Raw genomic sequence first — 22490 nt, forward strand, 5'->3', positions numbered from 1 at the left:
TTAAGCTAATAAGCCCCGTCACGGGTAATGATTACCAGCAAAGTTTTTAACATAATTTGTACATCTAAAAGAAAACTGCCTTTTGTTAAATAGCTCAGATCTAACTGAATCATTTCTTCAAAATGGAGCCGGTTGCGCCCACTCACCTGCCAAAGACCTGTACATCCAGGCTTCACCTGTAATCTAAGACGATGATAATCTGAATATTGTTCCACTTCTCGCGGCAGCGCGGGCCTCGGTCCTACAATGGACATCTCCCCTTTTAAGACATTGACGAGCTGTGGGAATTCATCAATACTAAATTTCCGCAAAAATTGACCCACCTTCGTCACACGTGGATCACATTTCATTTTGAACATCGCACCTTTGATCTCATTTTTCTTTATTAAATCTGCTAGTTCATCCTCAGCTCCGACATGCATCGTTCGAAACTTGTACAAAAGAAAATAGTCTCCATTTAAACCGACGCGGGTCTGACTAAAAAAAACCGGACCTTTAGGATCTTCTAATTTTATAAGCAAGGCTACAAAAGCAAAGGGAATCGCAAGGACCAGCAATCCTGCTGCACTCACGATTAAATCAATCAATCGTTTGGTTCTTCCTGCAAGAAAACTAGCGGGTGCTAAATTGTTATGCTCTGCTATTTCGACAGTATTGATGGATGAGTTATTTCCATAGACATTATTCATCATTTCACTTCCAAAAATCGAAAAAATCCGATATATTTTTCTTCATTATTTCATCTGTTTTTTTTTAGAATAATTACAACTAACAAACTAATAATAGAACAGAAGAGACGCCTTGAACCATCAAACATGTGACGGTTTTTTTAGTTTTTTACCATAAATTCACATTATTTTTAATGAAAAAAGATTAAAAACGCTCAGTTTCCTTCTATTTTTGTCTGTTTTCTGAATTTTTTTGCTACTTTTAAAGAAAAATATTCTCAGGCACGTTAAGAATTTGGTGAGCATCACTCTTTTTGAGTTTTGCTTCTGTTTGTATCAGATGATAGAACTCATCTGACATCTGATACCCTCTTCCCCATGCGGTATCAATCGGATTGAAATCTATACCGCTTTTTTCGACTTTTTCTTTGATATTACGAACACAGCTAGACAATGCGGACATTTTCGAATCCGAAGCATGCTCTTCGTTCCAAATTTTTTGGCACATTTCTTGGCGTGAAAGATACTGCCCTCTATTTTCGTATAGACACATCAGCATCCGGCTCTCCCGTTTAGAAAAGCCGAAATTATAAAAATGATAATTAATTTCAGGTGTTTTCTTTTTGCTATAGATATAGCTGCTTTCCTTCCGTATTTCTGTACTTTTTGGGCTCATCGTCTGACAAAGCTCGCGAATTTCTTCTAACGATGCATCCCCTTTTATCCGCTGATCAATGACATAATCGGTCTGCTCTTCTTCAAAGCTTTTGCTAAATTCGCTTTCATATTTTCTAACGATAGCAGGAACATGCTCACGAATATTAGAGAGTAAATCAACAATCTCCTGATAAGAAATTGTTTCGCTTAATATGACCGCATCAAAGCAGGACAGCAGATAACTCATCTTTTGATCCATCGAATAGCAGGCATCTAATAAGCACGTACTGCAAAATACTTCGTTATTCATTTGCTGCAGCTTGCTTTGAAAACTGGTTTCAGCCAAAATATTTTTTGTTAAAATTAATAGTTTCATTTTCAGTCTCCTTTTCTCCGTTCATTCATCAACGAAATGGTTGATACAGTTTACAAATTCATCATAATAGCGTTCCTGTGAGTGCCTCATCCTCTCCTTTAGCGCTTCTTCCCTCATTTGCTGTCGAAGGGTCTGATCATGGTTCAAGTGATCTAGTCCAGTCGCAAAATTTTCTACAAATTGTGCGTCATAATCGATCAGAAACGCACTTTCTTCGCTGATATATTCAGGAATCCCGCCGATTCTAGTCGCAATCACAGGGATTCCCATTGCCTGAGCTTCAACTGCCGAAAGACAACAGGTCTCATGAAATATGGATGGGACGGCACAAATATCTGCCGCCTTCAAGTAATTAGGAATCTGCTGTTTTTCAATATATCCTGTGAATGTCACTTCAATCGGCAAGTGTTCCGCTTGTGCCAGCACTTTTTTGAAATAGCCGTCCTTTTCAGCGGAGCTGTATGTAGTGCCGCCTAATACCAAAACCTTTACATTCTCCAGTGAATCAAGCTGACTCAATGCTTCAAACAAAAGATGAATACCCTTGGTTTCCGTTATTCGGCCTGAAAAGACAATGACACAATCAGTTTGGCTGTAGTTCAGTTTTAAGCGAATGTTCTGTTTTTCTTCTTTTGTTGCTGGTTGATATTCTTTTAGCGCAATTCCATTGTTTATTCGATAAAGAAACGGCCAGTCCTTCGTATAGTTGATTTGACGCACCTGATCATTAAGAAAATCACAGACCGATAAGACACCATCTAATTTCTGAAGAATCTCTTTTCCTTTAAACGTTTGGGGATTTAAGTAATCATTGTGTAAATAAACGGCAAGCTTGCCTAAGTAAAAGGAACGGATAGCAGGAATGCGTTCAGGACAATTCAGATCAATCACGCAGTCCACTGTATTTTTTTGTAGATACTGCTTAGCTGCTTTGATTAATTCTGGATAGAGAATAAGATTTTTTCTTTTTCCCGTGAAAAGTTGCTGCCCCTTGTTCCAACATTTTTGAAGCAGCCACCATAAAGGTCGCTCTTTTGTTTTGACGGAAATTACTTGTGTATGTTTGTGGGTTTGATTGAAAGCGGAAATAGCGGGATCAGCCCCAGACAGCACAATCAGTTCTACTTGTTGCTGCTGTTCATTTTCTTCAATCAAAGAATCTAAGAGTGTTTCGATTGCCCCGCCCTTTACTGCAGGTATCGGCAATTTTCCATAAGTTAACACCAGGACACGCGGCTTCTTCATTTAAATTTCTCCTGTACTAATAAGTAAACAAAATAGATATTCTCAAAGATGTAACGCTTATAGAGCCGCTGCGGTTCCTTCATAAAACGATGCAGCCATTCCAGCCCATTGCGCTGCATCCAGACCGGTGCTCGGGAAATCTCACCAGCTAACACATCAAAGCTTCCGCCGACACCCATAATCAAATTGGCATTCAATTCATTCTTGTATTTACTGACGAACTCTTCCTTATAAGGGGAAGTCATACCGATGAACAACATTTGCGGTTGACAGGCAGCAATCTTGTTAACAACCGTCTGCTCATCCTTGAAATAGCCGTGTTGCGCGCCAACAATCTGTAATTTTGGATACTGCTGATTTAGTACTTCTAGTAGTCGGTTAAGGATTACTTCCTTCGTACCTAGGAAATAAACGGTCAGACCCCTTTCTTCAGCCTGTTTGAGAAGCTCCAGCATTGTATCAATCCCGGTAACACGCTCGATATTTTTCTTTTTTAGCCAACGACAGGCTCGAACAACCGAGTAGCCGTCCGCGCTTACCATATCAGCTTGTTGAATGATTTTCTTTATTTGAGCATTTCGATGACTCAAGACCACCTTGTTGGAATTGACGCCTACATGCTCGATTACTTCATCGCGCTGAATGCGTGCGAGCATTTCATCCACCGTTTCCTTCAAGTTTCCCTCATCAATCAACAGATCAAACAGTTCAATTTTATTCATTGCGCCCCCTCCTTCTTATTAGATTGTTTTGAAATAAATCAATGAAAATAATGCCTGCGATCATTAACATTTGACTGATAAAGCCGAGTGTTTTAGAAAAAAGCCACCCCTCATTAAGAAATATTTGTAAAACCAACAGCCCAAACTGAAGCAGCATTTGTCTTGTTGCTAACGTACTTGCCATCAACCGATTCGTTTCCTTTTTTCGTAAATAAAAGATGATGAAAAAACCCAGTCCGGAAGCGATCGAAGCCCCGTTGATTCCTATCAGCGGTATAAGCAGAATACTTCCAACAAAACTGACTGCTGCTCCTGCTAAAGAAGTCGTTAAGACACCTTTTGTTCTCTTCACCACGATATAGGTTGTGCCTAGAAAACCAGAAATACAGGAGAAAAAATTACTTACTAGCAATAATGGAATGTAGGCTTTAGCAAAATAGAATTCCTTTGATAACAGCAAAGAGGCTAATGGATCTAAAAATAATAAAATCAAACTGGAAAAAACCAGCAGCAGCGTACAATAATGATTGAAGACTTTTTGATAAAAGACCCCTGCATCCTTTTGGCGATAATTTTCAACAGCCGTCAACTGCCAAGCCTGCAGAAATATTGAACCAATCACCGATAACAGACTGGGAATCTTACTTGCAGCTGCATACATCCCATTACTTGCTACCCCTAAAAAGAAGGTCATAATAAAACGACTAGAGGTTGTCAGAATCCACCACATCGCGGAATTAGGAATCAACGGCAAGCTATAGGTAATTAGCTGCTTTCCTTGTTGCGGATTCCAGCTCTTCCTGCTTTTGAATAAGTCTTTCCAAGAAATATTGAGAAACAAAAACACTAATGAAATCCCATTAGCCAATACAAGTGACAAAAAATAGGCATCCAGCTTATTGGGTAAACGGCGAAAGAAAGCGGTGCCTAAAACCAACGTTAATAACGAAAGTAAAATACCGTTCGAGGCATAAATCTTTAGCTTTCCAATCGCTTTTATGTACTGCATAAAAATAAGTTGAATGGACTGAATCGTCAGTAAAAGGAAACTAAACACACCCATTGAGGAAGAAATTTCCAGCTGTGGGCCGAAAAGATAGAAAAGAAACGCACAAATACCTGTCACTATCAGTCCCAAAAAATTAATTCTGATAGCTGTACGCAACCAGCTGACCTTTTCCAAAGTATCTTTACTATCTAAAACAAAACGTAAAACGCCTTCGGAAACACTCAAGCTAACAACTGGGAGCAAAAGATTGACTGAGTTGATCAGTAAATCGGCTGTTCCGTACTCGCTTTTGCTCAAATAATAGGTGTAAAATCCCACCAAGAAAAAGGTAATGAGCTTGCTGCCAAAACTACCAATAGCGAAAACAATGGAATCGTTGAATAATTTTTTATATTGATTCATACATCTACCAAATGTTGCTGAAGAGTATCAATAATCTCGTAATTGATCGCAAACGCTCGCCGCATTTCTTCTTTGTGACGCCTCATCTCTATTAGCTCCTGATCGGTATTTTCCAGTTTTTCATCGATCTTTTTCGACAGTATTTCTCTTTTTTTGCTCAAGTCAGCAATCGCCAATACATCTTCTTCGATTCCTAGATTTTTGAACATTTCAACAACCTTTTGCTGCCAAGACAAACCGATGATCGGTACAAATTGAGAGACGGCCACGATCATCGAATGCATCCTAGTTCCAATGACCAAGTTCAACGACTGGTAAAGCGCTAATAAGTCCTCCTTCTCTTTTACAAAGACCACATTCACCTGAGGATCTTTAAGAAACTCGACATAGAGCGTTTCAATCGTTTCATAATCCTGCACCTCAGAAGAAAAGAGCATGATCTCTTTTTTAGCAGCAGCTAAGTCATGGATCAGATTCTTCATGTCTTTTAAATAGTTGAGATAGTCTTTTCGTGAACAGCCGGTAATTCGATAATCAATCACACAAATACCGATTCGTTGCTGAAGCTTTTTTTGTGCTTTTAATTGTTCGAAAGTCTCTACTTCCGGCAAAAGAAAGACCGGATCAACCGACGCATAGGCTGCCGGATGCCCTGCATTTTTTAAGTATTCCAAGGAACGTTTATCACGAAAGCTGACAAAATCACATTTTTTTAATGTAGCAATCGCCGCATTCTGCTGTTTCTTTGTAGAAAATGGACCGATCCCAATGGAACTGACAAAAATAGGCAACTGATGCTGCTTCGCCAAGGAAACTACTTGATCAAAGCGTTGCGCGGATAACGTTGCTGGAGACAGATCAAAAATCGCATTGCCTCCTCCAATCATTAAGAAATCTGATTGCTGCAACGCTGCTTCAAAGCGTTGAATATCTTCCGAGTCATACATTCTTCTTCGGGACCGTACCCACTTTCCTTTACTGACAACATTTTTTATTAATGGAAGCTGACGAAAATATTTGTAATAGATATCATGAGGTTTAGACCGTCGAACCAGATTTTTATTTATCTTCACTTGCGATTCTTCGATTAATTTGTAGCTGTATTTTTTTATCTCAATTCCTGTTAACAGCTGCTCCGATAAGGTTTCCGCAATCAGACGATCACCAATATTTGAGCTGTCAATAAAACTAACTAACGTTGCTTTCACTCATATTCCTCTACTTTCAAATTTTATAATTCATAGAAATCAACTATGCCAATATTCTCTGTCTCAATCAGAAGCTGAGCCGCTTCCGGAGATCTCAGGTATTTTCTTTCATATAAATAAGTCCAAGCAAAGCTGCACGAGGTGCTAAGCATGAAGCTCGCAAACCAGGCGCCTATCAGCAGCTTGGAAAAGCCAGGTGTTCTCACTGTTTCGGCCGTTTCTGCTGAAAGTAAAAACACGTCTCGAGGCAAACTGCTCTGTTTTACTATTTGTGGAAATTTTTCACTTAAGCTCATGGCAATTTCATTACTCTGTTCTGGGCTTTTTGTCGTGATAGAGACCGTAAAAATTTGTGAATTGATGCTGTTAGAGACCGTCAAACTATCTAACAATTGTTGTTTACTTTGCTGTGGATAGTCCTCCTGAATTGCTTGTAAAAGAGAATCACTTTTTATCATTTCTTTGTATGTCTCAATCAGCTTGATATTGCTGGAAATCACTTGATTTTCCACCTCCAGCTCATCCTCGCCTTCATCTTCTTTAGCGGTCTCTGTCGCGGGTAACAGAAAGGACACCTGATTCGTGTACTGAAATCCCTTCATAAATACGAAGCCTGCACAGCCTATTCCCATAAAACACAGTGTCAGAATCACGATCATTTTTTTTCGCGACCAGAGAACATGTATGAAATCGTTGAATGAATACATGAATAGCTCCTTCCCTTAATCAGCTAGTGAGTCATATACACATATCCAAGTCGAAAGATAGGCCTCCAAGGAATAGTGTTGATGAATCGTCTGTTTCGCATTGATAGAAAATCGTTTACGCTTTTCCAAATTAGAGAAAAAGCTGATAATTGCTTGCTCCATTTGATCGATGTCGCCAGGCGTCACAAGAAAACCATTCTCTTGATGGTTTATCACCTGGCCGATTCCTCCAACATTTGTGGCCATATTGGGAATACCGCATCCCATTGTTTCTAAAATCGCCATCGGAATGCCTTCATGATAAGACGGCAAAAGATGTAAGCCGCAATCCTTCAACAGTTCCTCCTGATTCGTTGTCCAACCGTGTAATTCGACATTTTCACAGTTCAGCCGCTTCATTCGATCAATAATCTTCGAAGTTGTGTCATCCGTGTCCCCGTACAGATGAAATCGGAGCTCTGGCATTTTCCTTTGAATTCGCTTAGCAAGTAACAAAATGTCCTGGCTCCCTTTTCGTTCACAGATCCGTCCAAAGGTAAGTACATTTGTGGAACTAGCTTGATAGCTATTTTCCTGAGGAACAAAAACAGCGTTATTTACGACGATTACTTTCGTTTTCGTCAGCGTCTGGTAGTATTCCTTCCAGTCATCACCTAAGGCGACTATAAGATTGACACGATCTAGTACCTTACAAATGTAACGTTGCTCAAATTTAGCCGCGTCGTTATAGAACGCTTCAAAATTTGGTGCATGCATATGAAAAATGATTTTTGTTCCTTTTTTTATTGCTTTTATTAATAAAGCTTTTCGATAAAAGCTTGCATCTTGAGACACATGGAAATGAACAATCGCTACTTCACGAGTATGAGTAGCCTTAAAGAGTTGGCAAAAGGCGCGAAAAGCATAGAAAAGCTTGCCCTTTTCATTCCATGAAAAAAAATAACGAATCTGATATTTCTGATTATTGGGAAAATAATCAATAAAGTTTTTGATTACTGTTGAAATTCCACCCTTTCCAGTACTCTTCGGTCCCACCATAATGATTCTTTTCATAGCTGCTCCTCTTTAATTACTTGGATGAACATGCAAGTAAATCCAAACACCGTCGCTGACAATGCTGAAAAAAGGACGTGTCCAACCAAGAAACTGTATACAATCGTAAATATAAGTAAGAAAATACAAAATTTATTAAATCCTTGATAAGCCGCTACCCTCAGAAAATAAGCCATCACAGCTATCAAGACGATCGTTCCGACAATCCCATAAGAAAAAAACATATCGAAAAAATCCATTTCAATTAATCCGCCCTTTCGGCCATACCAATTCCACCGATTCTCAAAACCATAACCAAACCAGAAAACATATTGATTCTTAGGTAATTTAGAAAAATTCGCGACGGCATCCTTCAAATAGACGTTTCTGGAGCTCAGCAGCAGCCTCGGCCAATCGTCTTGATAAAGCGTGCGGAAATAAGTAAAGCGTGCAATTACACTAGACAAGGAATTTAGTAGAAATTCCTTTCCCTTCATCACAAGAAAGAAGAGCAAAGCAAGTAAAAATTCAAAAATAATAAATTGCTCATACAACGACTGACTGCGATGACGAAATAAAAAATGCCCAATCAAAAAAAGCGAATAGAGCACGCCTGTCATCAATCCAGATTTTGTTCCTAAAATTAATAGACAGTACATATTAAGAAAATAAAGTCCTATTAAGAAGCCTGCCGGAATGATTCGCCGCTTCTGTTGAATAAGAAACCAGCCAACAAAAAAAAGCATGATTAAAAAAGCATAAGCAATGTCATTCGTAGCGAAGTAGAAGCCTTTAAAGCCTGCTGCATCATCGTAGGTACTATTTCCTAATCCAAGTACGTAAGGAATCAGTAATCCGCCAATCAAAAAAACATCCAAAAGAATTGTTAATCTAGCTAACTTGTTTACAGATAAATAATTTCTAAACTGCTTAGCAAAAAAAGGAATCAGCAAGCATAAATAAAACCGAATAACGTATGACAGTTCTTCTACCAACAAAGTGAAGCCTGTATTGAAAAAGAAGGCCTGAATGATACAGATGATCGTTAATGAAAAAAGAGTTATCAGAAGCAATACATAATCATCTGTTTGCTTTATTCCTTTTGTTAATACACCGTAGAAAATGTATGCGATGAAAAAGATTCGATAGGCGGTCCCTAAAGGCATCGGATTTCCATAAGATATGAAGACTCCATTGAAAATATCCACTAAAGGAAAAATCAAGATTAGTAACAAAAAAAAATGAATCTTCATGCGATCACTCAACAAATCACTCCTCTATTAAAATTTAAATAATGTTTTAGCATAAAAATTAAATATAACTAATATTAATCTAAGGCACATTTATCGAAACGTCTTTTTTTGTTAATTTTAATTCAAATTTTGGTTGGTAGATTTTTGAACGAGAGTATAAAATAATAATTATGAATTAATAAAACGAAATATTAACATTACAAAAGTCTATTTATTTGGCAATCACGATATTTCTTTCTGATTGATTAACTATTTTTTATAAATTATTAGAAGAAGGTGCCTACACAAAGATGTTTCTAAACCATCAATTCGCTGATCTATTTGACAAGGAAACGTTCATAAAGATAGAGATTATTTGCTTATTAAAGGAAAGCAAAACATGGCTATCCATCGATGAATTGTCCTCACAATTAGAAATCAATCAACGTACCATGTTGAAATACCTTACATTTATCGAAGAGGACATTGATTCCTTTGCTTCAAAAAAAGAAATCGCTTTAAAAAATCACAATAAAAAAGGCTATTTTTTATATTATGATTTTGAACCAGCCTTGGAGGATTTGATTTTTCGAATGATTGAACGAACGATCAACTATCAGCTGATTATGAAAATCTTTTTTTCAAAAATGCCTTCAATCATCCAGTTTTCGCATCAGTATTATGTAAGTGAGTCCTCCTTGTGGCGCATGATCAATAAATTCCGAAAAAAATTAGTCCCAAGAGGAATTTCTATTGAACGTCGTTCGTTGGAATTGATTGGAAATGAAATTCATATTCGTAATCTAAGTCTCTCCTTGTTATTGTCTTCATACAGCAGAGGCAGTTGGCACTACGGAAGTACAACCAAGCTAGTTACCGAAAAAATCATCGATTACGTAATTAACTTTTTTCATTTATGTCTATCGGATTTTGAGTATAAGAAGCTGTTTTGCATGATTGCGGTGTGTATTGAACGAGCTAAGAAGGAAAAGCATGTTCACTTAACGAGGGAGCTGTGGGAAAATATTGAGAAAAATGAATTATTTGATCGTTTTTTCGATGAGTTGAGAGATGTTTTGCCTAAGGAACTCCATCGGCAGGATGAAATAGGCTTTCTATTTTTATACGTTTTTACAATTGATGAGGTACTTAACAATACATACATTAGAAAAGAATTCATCGAATTCCACTATGAACGCAACACACAATTGTTTCAGTCTGTTGAAGCCTTCAAGAATCTTTGGTTTGATCAGCAAAAATTCTTTATTTCTAAAGACGATCTAAAAACGGTCGAAAAAAGCCTCTATAGCACACATTTGTATTGCCAATTATTTCAAAATAAGGAGTCCTCCGATTGCTATTCGCAGGATTCTTATTTGCACAACAACGAAACCATTTCTCCTCATTTAAAAGAACGGGCACGCGAATTGATTGCTTTATTACAAAAAAAGACAAATTTTCCGTTGTTTAGAGAAACAGATTATCTATTGTCCATTTATCCATTATTATTTGAAACGATTACTCCTATTCAAAAAGTAGAAGAGCCTTTACAAATTTTTTTAGCAACGGATTTAACAAATTTAGAAGAACAACATCTGATAAAGATGATCAAGAATGAATATCTCGGAAGATTTAAAATGGAAATTTACACCCATCATGACTGTCTTCGTAAAAGAAATTCCCTTGATCTGTTACTTTCAACAAGAAAAACAATTTTAGTAGATCAGCCTACCATTCCAAATATCGTCATTCCAAGAAAACCGACAAAACTTGATTTTTATACTCTGGATACAAAATTAAACGAGCTATTCACCGTCAAAAATCAGCAGAAAAGGCTTGTATCTTTTTGAAAGATACAAGCCTTTTAAGCTATTTAAAAAAAGAAAAATGCTTCACCTTTTGATAATCCGGACGCACGACAGGATCTCCATTTAGTAAATCCTTAGTCATTTGCTCCATCTCTTTTACCCGATCTATTCCAAAAGTTTTCTCAATTTCTTGATAGGCCTCCTTTAAATAAAACCCACGCTGCTGCATGCTATGAGCATCCGAGGCAACCATAAAGGCTAACCGTTTAGTCAGCATTGTCTTGGCTGCCTTTTGAACCTTTGGACCAAAGAAACCGACAATACTTGGCGCGGTCACTTGGGTCAAGGCCCCCATTTCCAGATAGGGCAATAACCGGTTCGGATCTTTGGAAAAAACAGCATTACGCTCAGGATGTACAATTACAGGAGTATAGCCTCGATCAATTAACTGAAAAAAAAGTGCATCTGTATATGCAGGAACCTCAATAGTAGGAAACTCGATTAATAGGTATTGGTCATCTAAATCGGTAAATAGTAGCTGCTGCTGTTGAATCTCTTTTAGTAAATTTCCAGTCAAGCGAATCTCTTGGCCTTCAAAAAGCGTCAATTCAATCCCTCTTTGATTCAATTCTCGCTGCAAACTCTTAACCGCTGAAATTACCTTAGGAGCCGGATTGGTGTAACGGCCATTGTTATGATGGGGCGTGCACAAAATGTGCGTGATTCCCTGTTTAACGGCAGCATGCGCCATAGCGATGCTCTCCTCAAGATTTTCAGGCCCATCATCTACTCCTGGAAGAATATGACAGTGTAAATCGATCATGCCAACCACTCCAAACTGCTTTTGTTCGATTTTACCAAAAGCCTTAAACAATGACCCATCAAAAATCGTTCATTTTTTGACAATCAGTGATTTCGATAGTCACAAAAGATTGCCAACCATCCCATCTGAATGAACTTATCTATTGTAAATGTAACCTTGAAAAACGAACCTCTCCTCGAATAATTTTTTTCCTTTTACTTTTTCAACCTTCAGCTAAATTCTGTCATAAATTGATACACCGCACCAATGAGATTAGCATCCGCTAAATATTTGCAGCTCATTATTTCTGCAGTCTGATCTTGCGCTCTTTTAGTTTCCAGCAATGCATCAATTTCATTTCGAAGACGTTCCACAACACCTGGTCTTCTTGAAATGCCACCACCGATCAATAACCGATCGACATCCAAACTGACCAGTACATTATAAGCTCCGATCGCTAGGTTCGCATAAAACTGATCGACATATTTTTTAGCTAATACCTCTTGAACTGCATCAAATACATGGACCGCATCGTAGCTCTTCCCATCTGCTTTTTCAATCGAATAATTTTTTGCCAAATTAACAGGGCTGACTAACTCGCTGAATGTTTGGTGTTTTTCATTTAAGATCATATAACCAAATTCACCGCCAAATAAATGCGGTCCTGCATATAGTTTTCTATCTAAAACAATAGCTCCACCTACGCCTGAACCAATGATAAGAAAAGCACTGTTGGCTACCTCGGCTGCATGGCCCTTCCAAACTTCGGCCAGTGCCGCACAATTAGCATCACTTTTAATCGAGACGGGCAAGCCGAAAAGCTGCTCCAGCTCTTTTTTGATTTCAAAACGATGAATATACTCAATCGCACTCAATCCATAAATGATTCCCGCTTGTGTATCAACTGAACCAGGAGAACTGATCGCGACTCCTGAAAATTCAAGTGTTGAGCTTTTTATCTCCGCAATGAACTGCTCCTTCATCGCTTTCCAAGAATTCGGTGTAGGCAAACTTTTTTTCGCGTCTAACTGCTCGCCATCCCAGGTGGCATACTTGATTGTCGAGCCTCCAATATCAATAACAAAAAGATTCATTCTTCATCTGCTCCTTCAGAAAAAAAGCATGAGCACTTGGCTCATACTTTTCAAAAATTGATTAAATCATATCCGGTTGTTTATCTAATGCTCGCAGGAACGGCAACCAGATCATTCCCACAATCAGGAAGTCGATCACCTGCAGCAAGCCGCCTAACCAAGAGTTCGTCGCTAAGACACCGCTGGCAATAATCGGAACAGTCCACGGAACAGAAACACCTGTTGGCGCAGGAACGATTCCAGCTGCCATCACTAAATAGTTCAAAGTAGTCACAACGATTGGAGCAAGGACCCATGGAATGAGGATCGTCGCATTCAAAACAATCGGTAAACCAAAGATAACCGGTTCATTTACATTAAAGATTCCCGGACCTAAAGCCAAGCGCCCAATATCTGTATATTGCTTTTTCTTCATTAGAAAAGCTAAGATAATCACCACTGCTAACGTCATTCCCGATCCACCCAGACCAACAGTGAACGTTTCCATAAATGGTTTCGTAACAATATGGGGTAACGACTCTCCTGCTTTATAAGCTTCTAGGTTGTCTAACATCAAGGTGTTCCAAATCGGGTCCATTACTGAATTGACAATAATCTGTCCATGCAGACCAAAGAACCATAGAAATTGAATGAAGAAAATGGATACAAGCGTTGCTGGCAGACTGCTGCCTAATCCAGTCAACGGCTTTTGAATCACATCATAAATGACATCATGCAGATTGGCATTAAATGCTCCGACCATGACAGCATTGATTACTAAAAAGACTGTTAATGTCAGAATTGCAGGAATCATAGCCGCAAAGGATTTTGTTACTGCAGGTGGAACGCCATCCGGCATTCTGATCTGCCAACCACGTTTTGTTACACGGCAATAAATTTCAGCCGCTACAAAAGCCGCGATCATTCCTAAAAACATCCCTTTTGCCCCAAGTCTGTCGAGACTCAACACACCACTAACAGTTTCACCAGATTCCGTACTCATAAAGAAAGGAGTCAGGATCAAGAAGCTTGAAAAGGCCACCGCTCCGCCAAAAATACCTTCCACATCATAGGATTGAGATAAATAATAGCCGATACCGAATGTAACAAAAACCGTCATGATACTCATTGTCGCATTCTGTCCATTTCCTAATAAATTAGACAGCATTCCTTTTGTATCATCATTGAAAAAGGGTAAATTGTTAATAACTACAATAATGGAACCAAACATCGTCAATGGAAACGCCAACATAAAAGAGTCGCGCAAAACCATTAAGTACCGATTGTCGCCTAACCAGTTTGCTAAAGGCATGATTTTTTCACTTAGTTTATCCATAAAACCATTCATTCTTCGTCACCTCTTATTTTTTAGTAATCGATTACATCCCTATAATATCACGCTTACCTATATAAGTCTACATATTTATATTCAAAAGTATATATTAATCAGAATGGTAGACAGTACTATTTGCACAATTTATGGAATCCATATTATTGAAAGATTTTTACCGCCGCAGTAGCTTCAAAAAAGCGAAATATCAGCAAAAAAAAACGCTACAAACACGCGAAATAACCGGTTTGTAACGCTTTATATTCTGTTTTCTACTTTGTTAAAACCATTTCTGCTTTAAAGTGATCATAATGATGAGTGGTGGTAGAATACTCAAAAGCAGCCCCGTTCGATAAATACCCAACTTGTTCTGCCACACCCACAGGCTCGTTGGCCTGCATGTGTAATTCCTCGGCCTCTTCTTTTGTTGCCCCTCTGACGGTGATGATTCGATGAGCGCTTTGAATAACCAACCCCAACCCATTTTCAATATAATCATAAATCGAGTGCTTAACATGTGTAGGCTTTAGATTCATGATCAGATTAATCGGCATGTAGGTGACTTCGATAGCATAGGGAACACCATCAACATAGCGCACTCGATGAATGAAATAAACGAAATCATCTTCTGAAATATTCAGCTTTTCTTGAATCTTTTCATCTGGTTGAACGACTGAAAAATTTAGGACCTTACTGGTTACTTCATTTTGCGGATACTCTGCCGTTTTTCCGCGGAACTGATTGGTGATTGAGATTCGTTTTAATTCTGTGTCTGATAAATCTTTAATGAAGGTTCCCGAACCTCGTCTTTTAATGATTAATCCTTCTGATACCAGAATATCCAGCGCCTGCTTAACGGTCATCTTACTTGCATCGTATTCAAGCCCCAGCTCTTTTTCTGAAGGCAGCTTCTCATTCGCTTTAAAGGTGCCATCGATGATTTTATTTTTTAGATCATTTGATATATGAATATATTTTTTCACTGAAATGACCTCCTTTTGTTGTCTCTATCATTATAGCCCAGCCCCTTCGACTTGGTCTATACTAATTATTAAGAATAGTATGAAACTTACTTTATATAGATTCATACTTTTACACGAAAAAAAAAGTTGTGACAGAAGTGATCAGTTTTAAGAAATTTCGGCTTATTTCCGAATGCTAGTTCTGCTTAGTGAAACTTAGCAGTAACTGTATGCGAAGCTTGCGTAGAAGAAGCTACTTCTGGAACACCGTTTATTCGGAAAAAGGAGCTATGACAAGTCTTTTGTCACAGCTCCTCTTCCTGTTTTAATCAATTCGTTTGTAGAGATCAACGATTTCCTTAGCCAAATCAGTAAATGCAATCGAGGTCATCAAATGATCTTGACTGTGAACCGCTAAGAGTGAAATTTCCATATTGTTTCCTTGTGCTTCCTGCGTAAGCAATCCTGTTTGTGCGTGATGAGCTTCTACCAAAGCATTTTCCGCCGCCGAAATTTTCGCTTCAGATTCAGCAAAATTCGAACGTTTAGCCGCTCGAATCGCTTCCATCGCATCGCTTTTCGCATTTCCGGAATGAATAATCAGTCCCATAATCGCTTCTAAATTTTGTTGATCCATCGTACAGCCTCCCTATTGATTCATCAATCTTTTGGCTTCCTGCAAGACCTTTTGACCATTCATCATCCCATAATCAGCCATATTAATGACTGCTACCGGAATACCTTTATCAGCAAGCTTATCCTCATATTGCTTTTGCATGAAACGAACTTGTGGTCCTAATAATAAAACGTCTACATTTTTCTCTGCCAAAGTATTATTGGCTTCTGTCGACGAAACCGCGAAGATCTCCGCATCAAAATTCTCCTCTTTCGCAGCGGCCTCCATCTTCGTCACTAACAAACTCGTACTCATTCCTGCTGAACAAACTAGCATAATTGTTTTCATCTGTCTTGATCCTCCTATTTATTTAATTTAGCAATTAATTGATCTGCTATTTCTACTTTATTTGCGGCAGCAACTTCTTTTATCCAATAGCCCGATTTTTTGATGGTTTTCTTTTGTGTGCGAATATCCGTGGAGATAAATCCATAGCGATTACGGTACGCATTTTTCCAAGACCAGCAATCGATCGGTGTCCATAAATGATATCCGAAGCAATTAGAGCCTTCTTCCATTCCCTTGTGCAGCCAATACAGGTGTTCTTGAATGAACTGAATACGATAATCATCCTCGATCATTCCTTGTTCATTCAGGTAACGTTCCTCCCGGGAAACGCCCATCCCATTTTCTGACACAAACCATTCGATATTATTGTAATTGTCACGAATATTAATGGCAATATCATAGACCGCTTTCGGATAAATTTCCCATCCCTTGTCCACGTTCATCCGTCTGCCTGGCATTTGATACTCTTCAAAATATTTTTCAGGAAGCCAATCTACCGCCAAGCTATCCGGTGAAACCTCTGGTGCTTTTACACGATGTGGATGGTAAAAATTCACACCTAAATAATCGATTGTGTTGTCCTTAATCAGTTGAAGCTCCTCACTGCTAGTCTCCCAAAGCACACCATCAGCTGCCAATCTTTCTGTCAAGGCTGCTGGAAATTCACCTAATGTTGAAGCGTTCATATACAATTGATTCAACCATAAATCAGCAAATTCGGCCGCTGCCAAATCTGATTCCTTCTGACTGGCAGGATAAGCAGGGGTTAAATTCAAAATAATCCCAATGCGCCCCGCTGGATTTGGATTGACTTTTTTAAAGCAAGCAATCGCCTTGGCTGAAGCCAATTGAATGTTATAAGCCACCTGCACCGCCTTCTTCCCATCCACAAGATTCGGATAATGGAATTGATGCAGGTATTCTCCTTCGGCCACCACCATTGGCTCGTTAAACGTAAACCAATCCGTGACACGATCCCCAAACAGCTTGAAGCACTGTTCGGCGAACTTAGCGAATAATTCAACAACATGCTTAGACTCCCACCCGCCATATTTGTGATAAAGCGCCACCGGCAAATCAAAGTGATGCAAATTGATAACTGGTTTAATGCCGTTTTTGATAAGTTCATCAATGACGTCATTATAGAATCGAACATTATCTTCATTCAACGTAGCGGTTTCAAAATCATCAATCAGTCGCGTCCACTGAATCGATGTACGTACCGAATTCAAACCGATCTCCTTCATTAAACGAATGTCTTTCTTGAAATCATTGTAAAAATTTGACGCCACATTTGGCCCTATTTGATCGTAAAAAGCTTCTGGCTCAATATCATACCAATAATCAAACATGTTGGCGTGCTCTTTATTGAACCGCCCCTCTGATTGGGGACCTGATGTTGCAGCACCCCACCAAAAATTACTTGGAAATTTAATCTGCATCGCTTATTCTCCTCCTGGTATTTTCCTTGCTAATGCCAATCCGCCAATAATACCTGCGCGATTATTCAGTTTACTAGAAACAATGAAATGCTCGATAATTTCAAATGATTTCGGTTACATTCCTTTTCTCAATGATCCCAAAAATCATTCATATCTTACCTGCATCAATACTTCTCAGCATCTTTCTTAATTATATTATATATACTATATATTTAAATGTCTATACTTTTAATTTTTAAAATTCAGATATTTACATAAAATTCCGCTTTATCAACGAAAAAACAATTAGAACTCAGGAAAGGCTTAGTTTTGCAGTGTTCGACACTAACGCTTTTAGCCATTTTCTTCCGATCAGACTCGTTTGGAAATTTAATGCATTGTTTATTTATCACACCTGTTGCTTTTCGCTCCAAACCTAGTACACTTAAATTAAGCATAAAAACACATGGCGGTTGGTAGTCCGCCGCATGAAAATGTCAGTAACCTGCCCTCCCGGGTTGTCCATTGCTTGAAATCATTTCAAGAGGGAGGTGTCATCATGAAGTTGACGATTTACTTCGATGGCAGTTTTTGGTGCGGCTTAGTAGAAGTTGAAGACAATGGCCATTACCAAGCAATCCGGCATGTTTTTGGTCCCGAACCAAAGGATGCGGATGTGTGGGAATTTGTGACCAAACGTTTGCCACATCTATTGAAGCAAACGGGCGTTGTTGCTACTCAGAAAAAAACAGCTGAAAAGAAACTCAGTCCCAAACGGATGCAACGTTTGATCAATCGCGAAAAGCGGCAGCCCGTTGTTTCAACCAAAGCCCAGATTGCGATGAATGAAATCCGTGAGCAGGCAAAAGCGGCGAATAAATCGCAAAAGCGCCGAAAAAAAGCTGAGTATGCTGACAAACGGTTTCAACAAAAGCAAGCCAAAAAACGCGAGAAGCACAAAGGACATTAACAAGAAGCAGCCCAAATCTAGTCAGATTTGGGCTGTTTCTTGTTAAGTGATTTATTGATTTGCTGGCAATGATTGCATCAAAGCAAAGAACTGTTCCGTCTCACCAGTATTGAAATAGTTATACCACGCATCCAGTGTAGTAGCTTCAAAGACTTCTAAATGCTCGATTATTTGTCTTGCCCACAGTAATCCGCCAGTTGAACTAGCAGTAATCAGATTGTCCCCTACCACAGAAGGCTCATCTAGATAGTGGCTTTGTCCTTTATAACTAGGAGCGACCATTTCCAGAAAGCCTGGTCCATTACTCGTATGAGGACGCTCATCCAATAACCCAAAATTTGCAAGTGCAGCTGTTGCTCCGCAGATGGCTCCCACCATAGCACCGATTGAAAGAAACTCGCTGGCTTTCTCGATAATTGCGAAATGTTTTTGATCGTTCCATGTATTTGAACCAGGTAATAATAAGACATTTGCTTCTGCTACCTCGATGTCAGCAATCACACAATCAGGTACGATCCTCATTCCGCCCATCGTCGTGACTGGTTCTTTAGAATGACTAACTGTTTTTAACGTTACCTTTGGTGCTCCTTCTTTGAAAAACCGACCCGAATTCAGCTCTGCTGTCACGTATCCTAATTCCCAGTCAGCTAACGTATCCATCACATAAACATAAATTGTACTCATAAATTTCCGCCTCCAATAACTTTCTATAGCTTTAGTATACAAGGCAATTGTTGACAACTATATGGCAACAATCTAAACTAACAATAAGAAAATTTTGAAAAGAGGTAAAATCTTTGAAGGTGGATAGATTACTAAGCATTACGATGCTCTTGCTAGATAAAAAGCGAATCAGCGCTAAAGAGCTGGCGGAAAAATTCGAAGTTTCTCCGCGAACGATCTACCGCGACATTGATACTCTCAACATGGCAGGAATTCCCATCCGTTCAACATCCGGAGTAGGCGGCGGCTTTGAGATTATGGAAAATTACAAAATGGATAAAAAAGTCTTCTCCTCTACCGATCTCTCCACTATTTTGACAAGCCTTTCGGGATTCTCCAACATGTTGCAGGGAAAAGAACTAGCAAGCGCTCTTGCAAAGGTCAAAAGTTTTATTCCTGCTGATCGAGCGAAGGATATTGAATCAAAGATCGATCAGTTCAACGTTGATTTAAGTCCATGGATAGGAAATCGGAGCATTCAGCACTACGTCGAAACAATCAAAGTCGCATTACAGGAAAACCGGCTGCTCGCTTTTAATTATTCAAATCAACATGGCAGAAGCTCTGAGAGAACGATTGAGCCTTATCAGCTTGTTCTAAAAAATAGTCAATGGTATGTGCAGGGATATTGTTTGGCTAGAAATGATTTTCGTCTATTCAAAGTTAATCGTATGACCAAGTTGCAAATGAAAGAAGAACACTTTGTCCCACGGGAGTATCAAAAACCGCAGCTAGATTTTGCAGATTATTTAGATACGGTACAAACCACGATCAAAATTCGCATTCACCGCTCGGTTATGGATATGGTGCTGGATTATTGCACGTTCGAAAATTTTAAACCTGATGGTGATAGCCACTACATCGTAGATTTCCCTTTTGTTGAAAATGATTACTACTATAATATCCTTTTTAGTTTTGGAAATAACTGCGAATGCCTCGAGCCGCCACAAATCCGCGCTGAAATGAAGCGCAGAATCAAAGAGATTGCTGCTTTATATAATTAAAAATAGGAGTGCTCTGATATTTGCGAAAAATATCGGAGCACTCCTATTTGTTTCCTCTTAATCTAATCAAGAGATTCTGCTTGGCAAAACCTTTGACGCCCTTTCTTTATAAATCTCTGATGCCTCAATCGAATACTGTACTTTAATGCGATCACTAACAAAATAGTTGTCTATACCTTGAGATAGCTGCCAGTTTACACTGACACAGCCTGGCCGGCGATACTTTTCATCGCTCTGATAGTTTTCGTATAGAACAAACCAAGGAACTAAGGAGGTTCCCTTGCCGTTTTCGTCCATATAGCGCTCATCCGTGTCAAAACGAACAATATCTCCCGAATCATCAAAGGTAAATCGCCCTTTAGCGCTAACGCCATTCCAGCTGATTGTTCCTTCAACCGTCTGATAATCAATCGTTCTCCAGCTTATGTACTCCTGTAAAAATAAACTCGGCATGAAGACCGCATCAGCCAGTGCCGTAATCAATTGGCTTTGATCCATTTCTGGACCAGTGGAATGAAACAATTGAAAATGTTTCGCCAGCACGCCGATCATTGATCCCTTGCCATCCTGAACACTGTCTCTCACATGAACCGGCAAGCCAAACATGTGTGCCGTTAAAAAAGCATAGCGGTCTGGTCGATCAACAAAGTTCACCTGACAAAAATCGATCGGAATCGTTTTTTTCCCTGCCTCCATTCGAAACTTCGTATTTTCAAATTGAATATACATATTGCGCATCATTGGTTGATTAATATAGCCATTCTTTTTTAAATATTTCCTTAGCAGCTGTGGCAACTCAGCGATAGCTTCTTCGGTAATGACCGATGGCTGCAAAGAAATATCGTTTTCCTGTTGAAAAGAAGACGCGATATCCGCAAGATACTTCTTCCAAGCAGGACCACCTGGGATAATCAGATAAATAATAACTATCGCTAAAACGATCATTAATCCCCATACAAGTATCATGGTCATTCTTCCTTTCATAAATAGTTCGTTCCTACTTCTCACTATACATGAAATCACAATGCCTGCCATCCGCCCAAAGGCTTATTTAACAACAATCTTTAATTTCATCAATCGGATATTGTTATTCATGAAAATCAAAAGTGTTTTCCTTTACTCATTTCCAGAGAGCTACCGTTCTCTTTAAATTTAAAACAAATTCTTTTTAATACAACGTTGACTTAAAAGATACTATGTTGTATTATTCTTTTTGGAAACGTTTCACTACATTAAGAAAGAGAGCATGATATGAATAAAAAACCAGTAATTATCAGTACAGATCCGGGAATTGATGACGCAGTAGCCATTGCTTTAGCGCTATTCAGTGAAGAATTGGATGTAAAGTTGATTTGTCCAATTTTTGGAAATGTTAGTTTGGAAAACACAAAAGCGAATACCGAAAAATTGCTTACGTTGTATAAAAAAGAACCTCAAGTTGTATTAGGTAGCCAACAACCTCTTTTGAGAAAATCCATTAATGCCAGTAATGTTCACGGAAAATCAGGTATGGATGGGTACTCTTTTCCCGAACCAACAGTTTTTGCGGATCATTCTCTAACTGCGGTTGCAGCTATGCATAAAATTATTAATCAAGAAGAAAACAAGACCACCTTAATTGGAATTGGTCCATTGACTGATATTGCCCTATTTATCCATCTATATCCGCAAGATCTTGAGAGAATAGAACAAATCGTAGTAATGGGCGGTAGTTTAGGAAGAGGAAATTACGGTGTATTATCGGAGTTCAATTTTGCTGCAGACCCAGAAGCAGCAAAAATTGTTTTTGACAGCGGTCTTCCTATCCAAGTAGCACCAATGGAAGTCGGAAGACAAGCAAAAGTAATGCCTGAAATCTCTGAAAAGATCAAACAGCTTGGGAAAATTGGCGATATGTTCTATCAATTATTCTCAAAATATCGTGGAGGAAGTTTTGCGACTGGATTAAGTATGTATGATGCTCTAGCAGTAGGTCTGATCCTAAATCCAAAAATGTTTGAAATCGTTTCAACTAGAATCGAAATAGAAACTACCAGTCCTTTGACTGCTGGTGCTTCCTTAATTGATTTAAAAGGTTACTTAAAATTACCTGCTAATGCTGAAGTAGCAATCAGCGTTGATCCAAAGCAATTTGAAGAGTGGTTTATTCATTCTATTGCTAAAACTATAAAATGA

General features: G+C 38.8%; 22 protein-coding genes. 4 read left to right on the forward strand and 18 right to left on the reverse strand.

Going from position 1 to position 22490, the window contains the following annotated elements:
• Positions 1 to 5 precede the first annotated feature (5 nt).
• The 9 genes from OMU_RS04235 to OMU_RS04275 form a co-directional block, all read right to left on the reverse strand.
• Complete coding sequence (locus OMU_RS04235; RefSeq protein ID WP_016178730.1) at positions 6 to 692, reverse strand: sugar transferase; 687 nt, start codon at positions 690 to 692, stop codon at positions 6 to 8.
• Positions 693 to 930: 238 nt separating this feature from the next.
• Complete coding sequence (locus tag OMU_RS04240) at positions 931 to 1701, reverse strand: helix-turn-helix domain-containing protein (protein ID WP_016178731.1); 771 nt, start codon at positions 1699 to 1701, stop codon at positions 931 to 933.
• A gap of 21 nt (positions 1702 to 1722) precedes the next feature.
• Positions 1723 to 2946 carry a glycosyltransferase family 4 protein gene (locus OMU_RS04245; protein ID WP_016178732.1) on the reverse strand — a complete coding sequence of 408 codons (1224 nt, stop codon included), beginning with the start codon at positions 2944 to 2946 and terminating at the stop codon, positions 1723 to 1725.
• Entirely contained in the window at positions 2943 to 3668 is a 726-nt protein-coding gene (locus OMU_RS04250; RefSeq protein ID WP_016178733.1) for a WecB/TagA/CpsF family glycosyltransferase, read from the reverse strand. Before OMU_RS04250 ends, OMU_RS04245 begins: the two co-directional genes overlap by 4 nt.
• Complete coding sequence (locus OMU_RS04255) at positions 3661 to 5079, reverse strand: oligosaccharide flippase family protein (protein ID WP_016178734.1); 1419 nt, start codon at positions 5077 to 5079, stop codon at positions 3661 to 3663. The genes OMU_RS04250 and OMU_RS04255 overlap by 8 nt, the downstream gene beginning before the upstream one ends.
• Positions 5076 to 6287: a polysaccharide pyruvyl transferase family protein gene (locus OMU_RS04260; RefSeq protein ID WP_016178735.1), complete on the reverse strand. Its 1212-nt coding sequence runs from the start codon at positions 6285 to 6287 to the stop codon at positions 5076 to 5078. The genes OMU_RS04255 and OMU_RS04260 overlap by 4 nt, the downstream gene beginning before the upstream one ends.
• 23 nt (positions 6288 to 6310) lie before the next feature.
• Entirely contained in the window at positions 6311 to 6994 is a 684-nt protein-coding gene (locus OMU_RS04265; protein WP_016178736.1) for a YveK family protein, read from the reverse strand.
• Between the two features lie 15 nt (positions 6995 to 7009).
• Complete coding sequence (locus OMU_RS04270; RefSeq protein WP_016178737.1) at positions 7010 to 8047, reverse strand: glycosyltransferase family 4 protein; 1038 nt, start codon at positions 8045 to 8047, stop codon at positions 7010 to 7012.
• Positions 8044 to 9291 (reverse strand): O-antigen ligase family protein, encoded by a 1248-nt coding sequence (locus OMU_RS04275; protein WP_016178738.1) that lies wholly within the window; start codon positions 9289 to 9291, stop codon positions 8044 to 8046. The genes OMU_RS04270 and OMU_RS04275 overlap by 4 nt, the downstream gene beginning before the upstream one ends.
• 278 nt (positions 9292 to 9569) lie before the next feature.
• Here OMU_RS04275 and OMU_RS04280 point away from each other — a divergent pair, with 278 nt between their 5' ends.
• On the forward strand, positions 9570 to 11108 hold the full coding sequence (locus OMU_RS04280) for an AcpB/EbpR/MafR family transcriptional regulator (protein WP_016178739.1): 1539 nt from the start codon (positions 9570 to 9572) through the stop codon (positions 11106 to 11108).
• 19 nt (positions 11109 to 11127) lie between these two features.
• On the opposite strand, the gene OMU_RS04285 is transcribed toward OMU_RS04280, so the two are convergent.
• From OMU_RS04285 to OMU_RS04315, 7 genes are all read right to left on the reverse strand, one after another.
• Positions 11128 to 11889 (reverse strand): tyrosine-protein phosphatase, encoded by a 762-nt coding sequence (locus tag OMU_RS04285; RefSeq protein WP_016178740.1) that lies wholly within the window; start codon positions 11887 to 11889, stop codon positions 11128 to 11130.
• A 209-nt stretch (positions 11890 to 12098) separates the two neighbouring features.
• The gene (locus tag OMU_RS04290; protein ID WP_016178741.1) at positions 12099 to 12962 is read right to left on the reverse strand and encodes an ROK family protein; all 864 of its coding nucleotides are present in this window, start codon (positions 12960 to 12962) and stop codon (positions 12099 to 12101) included.
• A 61-nt stretch (positions 12963 to 13023) separates the two neighbouring features.
• Positions 13024 to 14289: a PTS cellobiose transporter subunit IIC gene (celB, locus tag OMU_RS04295; RefSeq protein WP_016178742.1), complete on the reverse strand. Its 1266-nt coding sequence runs from the start codon at positions 14287 to 14289 to the stop codon at positions 13024 to 13026.
• A gap of 254 nt (positions 14290 to 14543) precedes the next feature.
• Positions 14544 to 15254 carry a GntR family transcriptional regulator gene (locus OMU_RS04300; RefSeq protein WP_016178743.1) on the reverse strand — a complete coding sequence of 237 codons (711 nt, stop codon included), beginning with the start codon at positions 15252 to 15254 and terminating at the stop codon, positions 14544 to 14546.
• Between the two features lie 304 nt (positions 15255 to 15558).
• Positions 15559 to 15870, reverse strand: a complete 312-nt coding sequence (locus OMU_RS04305) for a PTS lactose/cellobiose transporter subunit IIA (protein WP_016178744.1) — start codon at positions 15868 to 15870, stop codon at positions 15559 to 15561.
• A gap of 12 nt (positions 15871 to 15882) precedes the next feature.
• Positions 15883 to 16197: a PTS sugar transporter subunit IIB gene (locus tag OMU_RS04310; RefSeq protein WP_016178745.1), complete on the reverse strand. Its 315-nt coding sequence runs from the start codon at positions 16195 to 16197 to the stop codon at positions 15883 to 15885.
• Positions 16198 to 16211: 14 nt separating this feature from the next.
• The gene (locus OMU_RS04315) at positions 16212 to 17639 is read right to left on the reverse strand and encodes a glycoside hydrolase family 1 protein (RefSeq protein ID WP_016178746.1); all 1428 of its coding nucleotides are present in this window, start codon (positions 17637 to 17639) and stop codon (positions 16212 to 16214) included.
• Between the two features lie 538 nt (positions 17640 to 18177).
• On the opposite strand from OMU_RS04315, the gene OMU_RS04320 reads away from it, so the two are divergent.
• Positions 18178 to 18588, forward strand: coding sequence for a YjdF family protein (locus OMU_RS04320; protein WP_016178747.1), 411 nt, complete (start codon positions 18178 to 18180; stop codon positions 18586 to 18588).
• A gap of 51 nt (positions 18589 to 18639) precedes the next feature.
• On the opposite strand, the gene OMU_RS04325 is transcribed toward OMU_RS04320, so the two are convergent.
• Positions 18640 to 19272, reverse strand: coding sequence for a type 1 glutamine amidotransferase family protein (locus tag OMU_RS04325; protein ID WP_016178748.1), 633 nt, complete (start codon positions 19270 to 19272; stop codon positions 18640 to 18642).
• Between the two features lie 113 nt (positions 19273 to 19385).
• Here OMU_RS04325 and OMU_RS04330 point away from each other — a divergent pair, with 113 nt between their 5' ends.
• On the forward strand, positions 19386 to 20315 hold the full coding sequence (locus OMU_RS04330; protein WP_016178749.1) for a helix-turn-helix transcriptional regulator: 930 nt from the start codon (positions 19386 to 19388) through the stop codon (positions 20313 to 20315).
• Between the two features lie 66 nt (positions 20316 to 20381).
• Here OMU_RS04330 and OMU_RS04335 read toward each other — a convergent pair whose 3' ends face one another.
• Positions 20382 to 21281, reverse strand: coding sequence for a DUF6544 family protein (locus tag OMU_RS04335; RefSeq protein WP_227132071.1), 900 nt, complete (start codon positions 21279 to 21281; stop codon positions 20382 to 20384).
• A gap of 285 nt (positions 21282 to 21566) precedes the next feature.
• Here OMU_RS04335 and OMU_RS04340 point away from each other — a divergent pair, with 285 nt between their 5' ends.
• Positions 21567 to 22490: a nucleoside hydrolase gene (locus OMU_RS04340; RefSeq protein ID WP_016178751.1), complete on the forward strand. Its 924-nt coding sequence runs from the start codon at positions 21567 to 21569 to the stop codon at positions 22488 to 22490.

Source organism: Enterococcus avium ATCC 14025, assembly GCF_000406965.1.
Lineage (GTDB): Bacteria > Bacillota > Bacilli > Lactobacillales > Enterococcaceae > Enterococcus_A > Enterococcus_A avium.